We start from the raw sequence: 13,163 nt of genomic DNA on the forward strand, positions 1-13,163 counted from the left end.
GCCCGCCGTCGGCCGGAGTGCGCCCTACGCCGAGGGCAGTTCCTTCAACTCGATGTTGCGGAAGGACACATGGTCATCGGCACCGTGGTTCTGGATGCCGATGTAGCCGTCCTTCAGGCTCCGTACCGGATCGGTGTTGGTGAAGTCGTTGATCTTCACTCCGTTGAGGAAGACCTGGAGACGTTCGCCCTGGACCTTGATCTCGTAGCTGTTCCACTGGCCGGGCGGCCGCAGGACCTGGTCGCGGGCCTTGATGTCCGCTGCCTTGAAGGTGTAGACGGAGCCCGTGGTGCGGTCGGGCGCGTCGGTGGCGTCGATCTGGACCTCGTAGCCGTTGTTCACCGCGGACCAGGGGTCGTCGGACTCCGGGAAGCCGACGAATACACCGGAGTTGTCGTCGCCCTCCATCTTCCAGTCGAGCTTGAGCGAGTACGACCCGAGCTCCTTGGCCTGGTAGGTGAGCAGACCCATGCCGCCCTCGGAGCGCAGTTCGCCGTCGACGACGTTGAACTTTCCGGGGCCGGCCTGCTTCCACCCTTCGAGCGTCTTGCCGTTGAAGATCGACCGGTAGCCGGTGTCGGGCTTGCAGTCGGCCTTCACCTGACCGGCCGCGTACCGCATGCCGCCGAGGAGGAGCTGACGGAAGGCCGGTTCGGCGTACGACTCCTTGGTGTGGCCGAGGCCCGTGTAGAAGGAGCGGCCGCCCTGGTAGGTCTGGCACCAGGTGATCGGGTGATCGCCCTTCATGGTGCCGCCGGTGTAGGTCGTCTCGTCGAGTGTGGCGAGGACCTTGGCCTGACTGCGCGGGTTGGTGCGGTAGTTGTACCACTCGTCCGTACGGTCCCAGGCGTCGTCGAGGTGTGCGGTCGCCGGGTGGTTGTGGTCCTCGACGCGTACGGTGGCGGGCTGGATCGCGGGGTGTCCGGAGAAATACGCGCCGACGAGTCCGCCGTAGAACGCCCAGTCGTACTCGGTGTCCGCAGCGGCATGCACGCCCATGTAACCACCGCCGGTGGCCACATAGTTCTCGAATGCCTTCTGCTGATCGGCATTGAGCACATCACCGGTTGTCGAGAGGAAGACAACGGCGTCGTACCGCGCCAGGTTGCTGGCCGTGAACTGGCCTGCCGCCTCCGTGGCGTCGACGGTGATGTTGCTGTCCTTGCCGAGTTCCTTCAGTGCGGCGATGCCGTCCGGAATCGCGTCGTGGCGGAAGCCGGCCGTCTTCGAGAAGACCAGGACCCGCTTGGCGGTCTTGTCGGGGGCGCTGTTGGAGAGCTCGAAGTCGTCGATGTCGAAGAGCGCCCCGGCACCGCCCTTGAAGACCAGGAAGAGTTCGGTGGACTTCTTCGGGACGTCGCGCAGCGGTACGTCGATGTCCTGGAAGTTGTCCCAGGCACCGGTGACCGGTACGGGTGCGGAACCGAGGATCTTGCCGGTTGCCGAGCCCGCCCGCACTTCGAGGAAGCCCCCCACACCGCCGGAGGAGATCCGCGCGGTCAGCTTGGTGGAATCGCCGATCAGGTACGGCTTGAAGGAGATCCAGTCGTCGTTGTGGATGTCGCCGACCGTCTTGCCGCCGTGGGCGGTCGCCTTGTTCTGCGGTGCGACGCCGTAGGAGGCACTGTAGTGCTCGGCCTGGCGGTGGCGCGGCTGGAGCTGCGACTGGTCACGACCGGACAGGGACGCCTGGCCGCCGCCTCCGCCGTCGGTGTAGGAGGCGTCGATGACCCCGAAGATGTTGGCGTTCGGGTCGTGCCCGCCGTCGACGGCGGTCTTGATCGTGCCGGAGCACCCGTTGACGGTGGTGATGGGGTGGCCGTGGCTGTCGTGGCCGAGGACGAAGCGGACCTCGACCTTGGAGCAGTCGATCGTGCCGTCCTCGGGATCGGTGACGGTCACCTCGAACGGGATCTCGTCGCCGAAGCTGAACAGCTGCCCCTCACCGGGGAGCTTCAGCTCCACCTTCGGCGCCGTGTTGCCTACCGTGACATGGGCACTCGCCGAGGCGGTCCGGCCCGTCGGGTCCTTGGCGGTGACAGTCGCCGTGTAGGTGCCGTTCTTCTTGTACGTGTACGTGGGGTTGGCGGACGTTGAGCTACCGCCGTCGCCGAAGTTCCAGGTGTAGGTCAGGGGGTCGCCGTCGGGGTCTACGGTGCCCTCCGAGGAGAAGCTCACCTTGAGCGGCGCCGTGCCCGAGGTCTTGTTGGACGACGCCACCGCGTTGGGAGAGCGCCCACCTGTGGCGTTCTCAATGCGGTAGAGGGCGGAGTTCGCATCGCCGCCGAACCAGCTGGTGCCGTAGTCGAGGACGTACAGCGCCCCGTCGGGTCCGAAGGCCATGTCCATTACCTGTGTCCCGGTCCACGGGACGGGGTTGATGGACTGGACGGTGCCGTTGGCATCCTGCTCGATGGCTTTGATCCAGCGCCGGCCGAACTCTCCGGCGAAGAACTGCCCGTCGTAGGACTCGGGGAACTTCACCGGTGAGTCGAGGCCGGCGTCGTAGTGGTAGACAGGTCCGCCCGTCGGCGACTCGGAGCCGGTGCCGAACTCGGGCACGGATCCGCCGTCGTAAGGAATCCAGGCGGGCTGGGCGGGCGGAAGGTCGACGAGCCCGGTGTTGTGCACAGAGGTGTTCTTCGGGGCGTCGCAGTCGAAGGACGCACCGGACGTCTTCGTCGCGAAGTCGTAGTCGACGTAGGCGTCGTTGTTGCCGGTGCAGAACGGCCAGCCGAAGTTGCCCGGCTTGGTCACCCGGGCGAACTCGACCTGCCCGGACGGGCCGCGCTTGGGGTCGGCCGCGCCCGCGTCGGGCCCGTAGTCGCCGACATAGAGGATGCCGGTGGCCTTGTCGACGGAGAAGCGGAACGGATTGCGGAAGCCCATCGCGTAGATCTCGGGACGGGTCTTGTCCGTGCCCGGTGCGAAGAGGTTCCCGTCGGGGACGGTGTACGAGCCGTCCTCGGCGACCTTGATCCGGAGAATCTTGCCGCGCAGGTCGTTGGTGTTGCCCGCACTGCGCCTGGCGTCGAACGCCGGGTTGCGGTCGGGGCGCTGGTCGATCGGTGTGTAACCGTCGGAGGCGAACGGGTTGGTGTCGTCACCGGTCGACAGATACAGGTTGCCCTGGGCGTCGAAGTCGATGTCGCCGCCGACGTGGCAGCACATGCCGCGCGAGGCCGGAATGTCGAGGATCTTCTTCTCGCTGGCGTTGTCGAGGGTGCCGTCGTCCTTCAGGACGAAGCGCGAGAGCCGGTTCACCCCGTCGAACTTGGCGAAGTCGGCGGCCGTGCCGTTCTCGGGGGCGTCTCCGGAGGGAGTGTCCAGCGGGGGCGCGTAGTAGAGGTAGATGGCCCGGTTCTTGCTGAAGTCGGGGTCGATGGCGACGCCCTGGAGTCCTTCTTCGTCGTGCGAGTACACGGGGACGGCCCCCACGACCCGGGTGTTTCCGCCGCTGTCGGTGAGACGCAGCTCGCCGTTGCGCGAGGAGTGCAGCACGCTGCGGTCGGGGAGGACGGCGAGGGTCATGGGCTCGCCGGTCTCGGCTGCGCCCTTGGCGAGGGTCACCTGCTGGAATTCCTCGGCCGCCGCGTCGGCGGCGGCCGGCGAGGACGGTCCCGCCGCGGCCGCTCCGGGCGAGGCGCCCAGGGCGAGGGTGGCCGCCGCGAGCAGGCCGCCGGTGAGCAGCGCGAGGGATTTACGGGCGCGGAGCCGCGTTCTGCTCCTGCTTCTGGTTCTGTGCACGAGTGTCCTCCGGAGAGTGCCGGTTGTACGGGCGGGTGCTGCCGTGCCGTTCTGCGCGGGGACTGCCGCGCAGGTCTTTCGGGGCCTGTGGGGCGCCCGCGACCAGGGTCATGTCATGTACACGTTAGATACGCTAGACCTGTTCATCCAGGACGGAAAGCCCTTACGCAGCGGTCTTGTTGAACTTCTTCCTGCGTCAGGACAAAGTGGGCGAGGGCAGGGGGGAGCGCCCCGGCCCCTGCCGTCAATCGCCGGACGGGCTTGGTTTCGCCACTTGAGAAGTGGGTATACCGCAGCGCCTCCGGAAGGGCCCGTCAGTCCCCGCCCCCGAACGCCGCGTCGAACGACGCCGACGGCGGCTCGAAGTCATACCGCTTCAGCGTGGCAAGCGCTTCCGGCGCACCCGCCAGCCGGTCCATCCCCGCGTCCTCCCACTCGACGGAGATCGGCCCCTCGTACTCGATGGACCGGAGCATCCTGAAGACGTCCTCCCAGGGCACATCACCGTGCCCGGCGGACACGAAGTCCCAGCCGCGCCGCGGGTCGCCCCACGGCAGATGGGAGCCGAGGCGACCATTGCGGCCGTCCAGCCGCCTGCGGGCCTCCTTGCAGTCCACGTGGTAGATCCGGTCCCGGAAGTCGTACAGGAAGTTGACCGGGTCCAGGTCCTGCCAGACGAAGTGGCTGGGGTCGAAGTTCAGCCCGAACGCGGCGCGGTGGCCGACGGCCTCAAGAGCGCGGTGCGTGGTCCAGTAGTCGTACGCGATCTCGCTGGGGTGCACCTCGTGGGCGAACCGCACGCCCTCCGCGTCGAAGACGTCCAGGATCGGGTTCCAGCGCTCGGCGAAGTCCTCGTAACCCCGCTCGATCATCCGCGGCGGGACAGGCGGGAACAACGCGACCAGATGCCAGATCGAGGAGCCGGTGAAGCCGATGACGGTACGCACCCCGAAGGCGGCGGCTGCGCGGGCGGTGTTCTTGATCTCCTCGGCGGCACGTCGGCGCACCCCTTCGGGTTCACCGTCGCCCCAGATCCGTGCCGGCAGGATCCCCTGGTGGCGTTCATCGATCGGGTTGTCGCAGACGGCCTGGCCGACGAGGTGGTTGGAGATCGCCCAGCACTTCAGTCCGTACTTGTCGAGCAGCTGCCGCCGCCCGTCCAGATAGCCGGGGTCGGCCAGAGCCTTGTCGACCTCGAAGTGGTCGCCCCAGCAGGCGAGTTCGAGCCCGTCGTACCCGAAGTCCCGGGCGAGCCGGCAGACCTCCTCCAGCGGCAGGTCGGCCCACTGGCCGGTGAAGAGTGTGAAGGGACGGGGCATGCGCAGGACCTCCTAGAGAACTACGGGGGTGTGTACGGAGTTCTTCGCGGCGCTCTCCTCCACCGCTGCGAGCACCCGCTGCACCTGCAGTCCGTCGGCGAACGACGGTGCGGGAGCAGTCCCTTCGGCAATCGTCCGCACCAGGTCACGGGCCTGGTGGATGAAGGTGTGCTCGTAGCCCAGGGCGTGGCCCGGCGGCCACCACGCCTCCAGGTAGGGGTGTTGGGGTTCGGTGACGAGGATGCGCCGGAACCCTGCCGTGGTGGCGGGTTCGGTGTGGTCGTGGAAGGACAGCTCGTTGAGCCGTTCCAGATCGAAGGCGAGCGAGCCGCGCTCCCCGTTGATCTCCAGTCGCAGCGCGTTCTTCCGACCGGCCGCCATCCGGGTCGCCTCGAACGAGGCCAGCGCCCCGGAGGCGAGCCGACCGGTGAACAGGGCCGCGTCGTCGACGGTCACCGCTCCTCGCGCGGCCGAGTCCGCGGCGCCAAAGAGCCCGGCCGACGAACCGGCGAGCAGCGGCCGTTCCCGTACGAACGTCTCACTGACCGCCGACACCCCGACCAGCAGCTCCCCCGCCAGATACTGGGCCAGGTCGACAATGTGCGCTCCCAGGTCGCCGAGCGCTCCCGAGCCTGCGTGCTCCCGCTTCAGCCGCCAGGTGAGCGGGGAATCGGGGTCGACGAGCCAGTCCTGGAGGTAGGTGGCCCGGACATGCCGCAGGGTGCCGATCCTCCCTTCGGCGATCAGATGCCGGGCGTACGCGATCGCGGGCACCTTGCGGTAGTTGAAGCCCACCATCGCCACCTGACCTCGGGCCGCCGCGCGCTCCGCCGCCTCGGTCATGGCCTCGGCCTCGGCGACCGTGTTGGCGAGCGGCTTCTCGCACAGCACGTGTTTGCCCGCCTCCAGGGCGGCGACGGCGATCTCGGCATGGCTGTCGCCGGGGGTGCAGATGTCGACGAGCTGCACATCGTCCCGGGCGATGAGGGCCCGCCAGTCGGTCTCCGCCGCCGCCCAGCCGTGGCGGGCGGCCGCCGCCTCGACCGCTGCCCGGTCGCGTCCGCAGATCGCGGCGAGAGCCGGTTTCATCGGCAGCTCGAAGACGTGTCCGGCGGTGCGCCACCCCTGCGAGTGGGCGGCGCCCATGAACGCGTATCCGACCATGCCGACTCCGAGCGTCGGCGCACTCGTCATCGGCCGATACGTCGGCGGCGACGCTGCGGCCTCCTGATCCGTCTCTTCCCTACGGGCCATCCGGGCTTCCTCCTCGTCGGTCGTTCGATGGGTGCGGCAGGAGGGTCAGCACCCTCCTGCGGGGCGGATCAGCTGAAGCCCGTCGGCAGGTACTGGTCGATGTTCTCCTTGGTGACCACGGCCGAGTAGAGGGTGAGACCGGTCGGGATCTCCAGTTCGGCCAGGCCGCCGATGCCCTTGCCCTGTCCGAGGGCGCGGGCCAGGTCGATGGCGGACGCGGCCATCGTCGGCGGGTAGAGCACGGTGGCCTTCAGCACGCTGTTGTCGGCCTTGATGGCATCCATCGCGGACTTGGCACCGGCTCCGCCGACCATCAGGAACTCGTCGCGGCCCGCCTGCTGAATGGCGCGCAGCGCGCCCACGCCCTGGTCGTCGTCGTGGTTCCACAGCGCGTCGAACTTCTTCTGGGCCTGCAGGAGTTGGGCCATCTTCGCCTGGCCCGACTCGACGGTGAAATCGGCGGCCTGACGGGCCACCAGTTTGATGTTGGGGTAGTTCTTCAGCGCGTCGGCGAAGCCCTGGCTGCGCTGCTTGGTGAGCTCCAGGTTGTCGATGCCGGCCAGCTCGACGACCTTGGCGTTCGCCTTGTCCTTGAGCTGCTCGCCGATATACGTACCGGCGTTGAGGCCCATGCCGTAGTTGTCGCCGCCGACCCAGCAGCGGTACGCCTGCGGCGAGGCGAAGATCCGGTCCAGGTTGACGACGGGGATGCCCGCCTTCATCGCTTCCAGACCGACCTGGGTGAGTGCCTTGCCGTCGGCGGGGAGGATGACGAGGACGTCGACCTTCTTGTTGATGAGGGTCTTGACCTGGCCGATCTGGGCCGCGGTGTCGTTGGAGCCCTCGGTGATCTCCAGGGTCACCTCGGAGTACTTCGCCGCTCGCGACTTGGCGTTCTCGTTGATGGCGTTGAGCCAGCCATGGTCGGCCTGCGGGCCCGCGAAGCCGATGGTGACGGGCTTGCCGGGCTTGTCGTCGGCGGCGGGCTGATTGCTCTGCGCGGTCTCCGACTTCTTGGGCTCGTTGCTGGTGCAGGCGGTGAGGAGGGCGCCCGCGGAGACGGCTGCGGTGCCGAAGAGCAGTCCTCTGCGGCTGGTTTCTGGCATGGCTGTCAAACCCTTCATCCGGTGCGTGACATGTCACATGTGGCGTACGGGGCGGTGGGCGGTATGGAGAAGCTGAGTTGCCGGGAGTGCGCCCGGCGGCTCAGGTCTCCCCGTGCGCCGATGTGCGGCGCTGGACCAGGACGGCGGCGACGATGATCGCGCCCTTGGCGATCTGCTGGACGTCGCTCTGCAGATTGTTGAGAGCGAAGATGTTGGTGATGGTGGTGAAGACGAGGACGCCGAGCACGGAGCCGACGATGGTGCCGCGTCCGCCGCTGAGCAGGGTGCCCCCGATGATCGCTGCGGCGATGGCGTCGAGCTCGTACAGATTGCCGTTGGTATTCTGTCCCGAGCCGGAAAGGATGATCAGCATGAAGGCGGCGATGCCGCAGCACAGCCCGGAGAGCAGATAGAGGTAGAGCCTCTGCCGTCGTACGTCGATACCGGCCAGCCTGGCCGCTTCCGCGTTGCCGCCGACCGCGACCGTACGCCGTCCGAAGGTCGTGCGGTTCAGCACCAGCCAGCCGATGACGGTCACCGCGGCGAACATCATGACCAGGGGCGGGATGCCGAGGACGTACGAGTCGGGCAGGCCCAGGTCGAGGACCGACTTGACGGTGACGATCTGGGTCTTGCCGTCGGTGATCTGGAGGGCGAGCCCGCGGGCCGAGGCGAGCATGGCCAGCGTCGCGATGAACGGCACCATCCGGCCGTATGCGATGAGCACCCCGTTCACCAGCCCGGCACCGAGTCCGACGATCACGGCGGTGAACAGAATCCCCGCGAAGCCGTACTCCTGGGTGGCGAGCGTGGTCGCCCAGACGGAGGCGAGCGCGACCATCGCACCGACCGACAGGTCGATACCGCCGCTGGTGATGACGAAGGTCATTCCGACGGTGACGACGCCGATGACGGACGACTGGGTCAGGATCAGCTGAAGGTTCCCGGTGTCCAGGAAGGCATCGGGCTCGGTGAATGCGCCGACGGCGACAAGTACGACGAGAACGCCGAGGAGCGAGAGGTTACGGACGTCCGCGCGCAGGCCGAAGGTGCGCGAAGGTCCGTCCTTCTTACGGGGTTCGGCGACCGGGGCGGGGGCGGCCCCCTTGTCCGGCCCACCCTGCTGCGCCGAGGAAACGGGCTGCGTCATGACGTCGGGCTCCCTTCCATTACCAGGTCGAGTACGCGGTGCTCGTCCAGCTCCCGGGCGTCCGCCGCATGCACGACGCGGCCCTCGCGGAGCACCAGCACCCGGTCGGCGAGGCCCAGCACTTCGGGCACCTCGCTGGAGACGAGCAGCACGGCGAGGCCTGCGTCGGCCAGCCGGCGGATCACGGCGTAGAGCTCGGCGCGGGCACCGACGTCGACACCGCGGGTCGGTTCGTCGAGCAGCAGCACCCGGCAGCCGCGCAGCAGCCAGCGGGCCAGGACGGCTTTCTGCTGATTGCCGCCGGAGAGCGTGCGGACGGGGGTGTCCGGGTTGTCGGGGCGCAGGGAGAGCTCGCGGGTGGCGGTGCGGGCCGCTCGGCGTTCGGCCCCCCGGTCGAGCCAACCTGCCCTGGAGAAGCGGGACATGGAGGAGACGGAGACATTGCGGGTGACGGATTCGAGCATCAGCAGGGCTTGTGCCTTGCGTTCCTCGGGGGCGAGGCCGATGCCTGCGGCGACGGCCGCGCGGACGCTGCCGGGCCGGAGCTGTTTGCCGGCCACGGTGACCCGTCCGGCGCTCGGTTTGCGGGCGCCGTAGACGGTCTCCAGGATCTCGGAGCGTCCCGATCCGACGAGTCCGGCCAGGCCGACGATCTCGCCGGGCCGGAGCTCAAGGTCCAACGGGTCGAATTCGCCCGTCCTGGCCAGTCCTTCGACCTTCAGTACCGGCTCCGCCACTGCCGCTCCCGCGCTGCCCGTGGTGCGCGGCGGGAAGACGTACTCGACATTGCGGCCGGTCATCATGGCAACGATGTCTCGTGTCGGTGTGGACTTGGCGGGCAGCCCCACGGCGACGGCCCGGCCGTCCTTGAGCACGGTCACCCGGTCGCCGATCCGGCGGATCTCCTCCAGGCGGTGCGAGATGTAGACGACGGCGACCCCGTCGGCGGTGAGGGCGGCGACGATACGGAAGAGGTTGTCGACCTCGTCGGGGTCGAGTGCGGCGGACGGCTCATCCATCACGATGAGCCGTACGTCGTGGGAGAGCGCCCGTGCCATGGAGACGATCTGCTGCTGGGCGGCGGACAGTTCGCCGACCGCCCTGGCCGGGTCGATCTCCGGGTGGCCGAGACGCTTCAGCAGTGCGGCGGCCGCCGTGCGGCCCTCGCGGGTGCGGACGACGAAGCGGGCGGTGGTGGGTTCATGGCCGAGGAAGACGTTCTCGGCGACCGACAGGCCCTCGACCAGGTCGAGTTCCTGGTAGATGGTGGCGATGCCCAGGCGCATCGCGGCGATGGGCGACTTGAGCGCGGCCGGTTCGCCGCGCCAGGTGATCTCGCCGCCGTCGGGCTGATGGGCCCCGGAGAGCACCTTGATGAGAGTGGACTTGCCGGCGCCGTTCTGCCCGAGGAGACAGTGGACTTCGCCGGCCTGGACCTCCAGGTCCACGCCGTCGAGGGCGCGTACTCCGGGGAACGACTTGGTGATGCCGTCCATGGTGAGCAGGGGTGGTTCCGGTGCCATGACAAATCCCCTCGGCGAGTGGGGTCTCCCCTGCTCGAGCGCAGCCGAGAGCTTGGGGGAAGGCCGGTGAGCGGGCAGGGCTGTACCAGATGCGGTGGTGCGGGTGTTTCCGGTCCGTGCCGTGCTGCCGGCCCGAGGGTCAGGCCGGTGAGAACAGGTGGTCGCTGATGAGGCGGGCGGCGCCGATCACTCCGGCGGCCGGTCCCAACTCGCCCAGCACGATGGGAAGATTGCCGGTGGCCAGCGGCAGCGACTGCCGGTAGACCTGGGTCCGGACGCTGGCGAGGAGCGTGTGGCCGAGGCCGGTCACACCGCCGCCGATCACCACCAGTCCGGGATTGAAGAAGCTGACGAGTCCCGCGATGACCTGGCCGACCCGGTTGCCGCCTTCGCGGATCAGGTCGAGCGAGGTCGCGTCACCGGCGGCCGCGGCGGCGGCCACATCGGCGGCGGTGAGCTTTCCGGCCGCCTCCAGCCGGCCCGAGAGTTCCGCCGACTGCCCGGCGCGCGCCGCGTCCTCGGCGTCGCGGGCGAGCGCGGCACCGCTGAAGTGGGCTTCCAGGCAGCCCCGGTTGCCGCAGGCGCAGGCGCGTCCTTCGGGTTCGACCTGGATGTGGCCGATGTCTCCGGCGCTGCCCGTCGTACCGCGGTGGACCTCGCCGCCGACGACGATGCCGCAGCCGATACCCGTACCGATCTTGACGCAGAGGAAGTCGCCCACGGAGCGCGCGACGCCCGCGTGCTGCTCCCCCATCGCCATCAGGTTCACATCGTTGTCGACCATGACGGGGCAGCCCATTTCCTGGCTGAGCGCCTCGCGGACCGGGAAACCGTCCCAGCCGGGCATGATCGGCGGTGCGACCGGTACACCTTCGGGGAAGCGGACCGGTCCGGGTACGCCGATGCCCGCGCCGTCGAATCCTTCGGCGAGCCCGGAGGCCCGGAGCTTGGCCGCCATGGACAGCACCTGCTCGAAGATGGCGACGGGTCCTTCGCGTACGTCCATGGGGTGGTTGAGGTGACCCAGGACCTCCAACTCGGCGTTGGTGACGGCCACATCGACGGATGTGGCACCGATGTCGACGCCGAGGAAGCGTAGCTGCGGGGCGAGCCGGATGTTGTGCGAGCGACGTCCTCCGCGGGATGCGGCGAGTCCATCGGCCACGACGAGTCCGGTCTCCAGCAGTCTGTCGACCTCGACGGCGAGCTTGGAGCGGGAGAGATCGACCTGGTCCCCCAGCTGTGCCCGTGAGTTGGGCCCGCCGTCGCGCAACAGCCGGAGCAGTCGCGCCTGATGCGCATTCGCGGGTCGTGCCGTCATACGTCTCACACGCCCCTCCCCGCCACATCGGCCTGTCCGTCGGGCTTTCGAGGGGAACGTAGCAGCGGTTGCCGGGAGTGGGAAGAAGTTGCGCAGGAATCCGCTACAACTTTCTCCACACCGAGGACAAAGCCGTTCGGCCGGGTCATGGTCCGGCCACCGGCGCGGGTGATGTTCGGGGCGTGCACCGGGGCGGGTCGGTCGGAAGTCAGCGGTGCCGGAACGGGCCGTCCAGGGCCGCCCATTGGAGCAGCATGATGGTCTTGGCGTCGGCGATGGCCCCGCTGCGGACCATGGAGAGAGCCTCCTCGAAGGGGAGTTCCACGGTCTCGATGTCCTCGCCCTCGGCCGCGATCCCGTGCGCGCCGGCGGTGGCTGCCGTCGAACGGTAGGGGGCGGCGAAGAAGTGCAGGCGTTCGGTGACCGAGCCGGGGCTCATGTAGACGTCGAAGACGCGCTCGGGAGCGCCGACGAGGTGTCCGGTCTCCTCGGCCGCTTCCCTGCGGATGGCTTCCTCGGGGCTGTCGCCGTCGAGCAGCCCGGCGGCGGTCTCGATCAGCATCCCGTCGTGGTGCCCGTTGACGTAGGCGGGCAGCCGGAACTGACGGGTCAGCAGAACGGTGCGGCGACCGGGGTGGTAGAGCAGAATCGTGGCTCCGTCGCCCCGGTCGTAGGTCTCGCGCTGTTCCCGGCTCCAATGGCCGTCGCTGTGCTGGTAGTCGAAGGTCGTCCTGCGCAGGACATACCAGTCGCAGGACAGCACCTCCACATCACTGATGCGCACCCGCGGATTGCCGGTCAGGTCGCGGCCGTGCCGGTCCAGACCGGTGCGTCCGCGGCGGTCGGGGGTGTCCAGGCCTGCGGTCATGATGTGCGCTCCTCGCGGTGGATCCGGTTCTCAGGCCAGGACGGTGTGGACGCCCGCATCACGCAGGGCGGACAGCGTCAGCGGGCCGTTGGGGTGGGTGGCGGCGTCCTGTGCCGCGCTGTCGGTGACGAACACGTCCACCGCGCCCACGGCGGCGACCTGACTGAAGGCGCGCACCCCGAGTTTGGTCGCGTCGGCAACGGCGACGGTCCGGTCCGATTGCGCGAGCGCGGCCTGCTTGACGGCCGCGTCGTCCAGCGAGAACTCCGACCAGCCGTACTCGGCGTGCACACCACCGATGGACAGTACGAAGCAGTCGAAGGCCAGCGCCTCGATGGTGCGCAGGGCCAGCGGGCCGACCAGCGACTGTTCGCCGGGGCGGGACCGGCCGCCGACGATCAGCAGCTCGATCCCGGGCCGGTCCGCCAGGCGGACCGCGGCCTGAAGACTGACCACCGCCACCGTCAGGGGCGCCCGTTCGGCCAGGTGCTCCGCGACGTGCACGGTGGTGGTGCCCGCGTCGAGAAGCACCCGCGATCCCGGCTCCACCATCGCGGCCACGGCCGCACCGAGCCGGTCCTTCGTCGCGGCCTGCCACGGCTCGCGGGCGGAGAAGCCCGCACCCTCCTCCCGTGCACGCGTGGCGACCGCACCGCCGTGCACCCTGCGCACCAGCCCCTGCCGCTCCAGTGCGTCGAGATCCCGGCGGACGGTCATTTCGGAGACCCCCAGGCGATGGGAGAGCTCCGACACGGAAACCCGGTCGGAGCCCTGCACCAATCGCAGGGTCAGGTCCAGACGATTGGCGACACCCATGACCCATTTCTAACACATCGATGTTCGATTGAACATCCGAGTGTGAGAAAACCGGGCGG

The 13,163-nt window shown here is 68.8% G+C and carries 9 protein-coding genes; all 9 read right to left on the reverse strand.

The window, feature by feature from the left end; translation table 11 throughout:
* Positions 1-24: 24 nt before the first annotated feature.
* The 9 genes from OG953_RS07620 to OG953_RS07660 all read right to left on the reverse strand — a co-directional run bounded on the left by OG953_RS07620 (position 25) and on the right by OG953_RS07660 (position 13,104).
* Positions 25-3,747 carry a ThuA domain-containing protein gene (locus OG953_RS07620; protein ID WP_405683175.1) on the reverse strand — a complete coding sequence of 1,241 codons (3,723 nt, stop codon included), beginning with the start codon at positions 3,745-3,747 and terminating at the stop codon, positions 25-27.
* 314 nt (positions 3,748-4,061) lie between these two features.
* Complete coding sequence (locus OG953_RS07625) at positions 4,062-5,066, reverse strand: sugar phosphate isomerase/epimerase family protein (RefSeq protein ID WP_405683176.1); 1,005 nt, start codon at positions 5,064-5,066, stop codon at positions 4,062-4,064.
* 12 nt (positions 5,067-5,078) lie between these two features.
* On the reverse strand, positions 5,079-6,320 hold the full coding sequence (locus tag OG953_RS07630; RefSeq protein ID WP_405683177.1) for a Gfo/Idh/MocA family protein: 1,242 nt from the start codon (positions 6,318-6,320) through the stop codon (positions 5,079-5,081).
* Between the two features lie 68 nt (positions 6,321-6,388).
* Entirely contained in the window at positions 6,389-7,426 is a 1,038-nt protein-coding gene (locus OG953_RS07635) for a substrate-binding domain-containing protein (protein WP_405683178.1), read from the reverse strand.
* 100 nt (positions 7,427-7,526) lie between these two features.
* Positions 7,527-8,576: an ABC transporter permease gene (locus OG953_RS07640; RefSeq protein WP_405683179.1), complete on the reverse strand. Its 1,050-nt coding sequence runs from the start codon at positions 8,574-8,576 to the stop codon at positions 7,527-7,529.
* Positions 8,573-10,099 carry a sugar ABC transporter ATP-binding protein gene (locus tag OG953_RS07645; protein WP_405683180.1) on the reverse strand — a complete coding sequence of 509 codons (1,527 nt, stop codon included), beginning with the start codon at positions 10,097-10,099 and terminating at the stop codon, positions 8,573-8,575. The genes OG953_RS07640 and OG953_RS07645 overlap by 4 nt, the downstream gene beginning before the upstream one ends.
* Positions 10,100-10,238: 139 nt before the next feature.
* The gene (locus OG953_RS07650) at positions 10,239-11,420 is read right to left on the reverse strand and encodes an ROK family protein (RefSeq protein ID WP_405683181.1); all 1,182 of its coding nucleotides are present in this window, start codon (positions 11,418-11,420) and stop codon (positions 10,239-10,241) included.
* 208 nt (positions 11,421-11,628) lie between these two features.
* Positions 11,629-12,288, reverse strand: a complete 660-nt coding sequence (locus OG953_RS07655) for an NUDIX domain-containing protein (RefSeq protein WP_405683182.1) — start codon at positions 12,286-12,288, stop codon at positions 11,629-11,631.
* Between the two features lie 30 nt (positions 12,289-12,318).
* The gene (locus tag OG953_RS07660; RefSeq protein ID WP_405683183.1) at positions 12,319-13,104 is read right to left on the reverse strand and encodes a DeoR/GlpR family DNA-binding transcription regulator; all 786 of its coding nucleotides are present in this window, start codon (positions 13,102-13,104) and stop codon (positions 12,319-12,321) included.
* Positions 13,105-13,163 lie beyond the last annotated feature (59 nt).

It is taken from the genome of Streptomyces sp. NBC_00057 (genome assembly GCF_045041165.1).
Taxonomy (GTDB): Bacteria; Actinomycetota; Actinomycetes; order Streptomycetales; family Streptomycetaceae; genus Streptomyces.

Excerpts from the sequence above, each read along its gene's own strand:
- OG953_RS07650 (WP_405683181.1), bottom strand. The coding sequence starts at position 11,420 with ATGACGGCACGACCCGCGAATGCGCATCAGGCGCGACTGCTCCGGCTG.
- OG953_RS07630 (WP_405683177.1), bottom strand. The coding sequence starts at position 6,320 with ATGGCCCGTAGGGAAGAGACGGATCAGGAGGCCGCAGCGTCGCCGCCG.
- OG953_RS07655 (WP_405683182.1), bottom strand. The coding sequence starts at position 12,288 with ATGACCGCAGGCCTGGACACCCCCGACCGCCGCGGACGCACCGGTCTG.
- OG953_RS07640 (WP_405683179.1), bottom strand. The coding sequence starts at position 8,576 with ATGACGCAGCCCGTTTCCTCGGCGCAGCAGGGTGGGCCGGACAAGGGG.
- OG953_RS07635 (WP_405683178.1), bottom strand. The coding sequence starts at position 7,426 with ATGCCAGAAACCAGCCGCAGAGGACTGCTCTTCGGCACCGCAGCCGTC.
- OG953_RS07645 (WP_405683180.1), bottom strand. The coding sequence starts at position 10,099 with ATGGCACCGGAACCACCCCTGCTCACCATGGACGGCATCACCAAGTCG.
- OG953_RS07660 (WP_405683183.1), bottom strand. The coding sequence starts at position 13,104 with ATGGGTGTCGCCAATCGTCTGGACCTGACCCTGCGATTGGTGCAGGGC.
- OG953_RS07625 (WP_405683176.1), bottom strand. The coding sequence starts at position 5,066 with ATGCCCCGTCCCTTCACACTCTTCACCGGCCAGTGGGCCGACCTGCCG.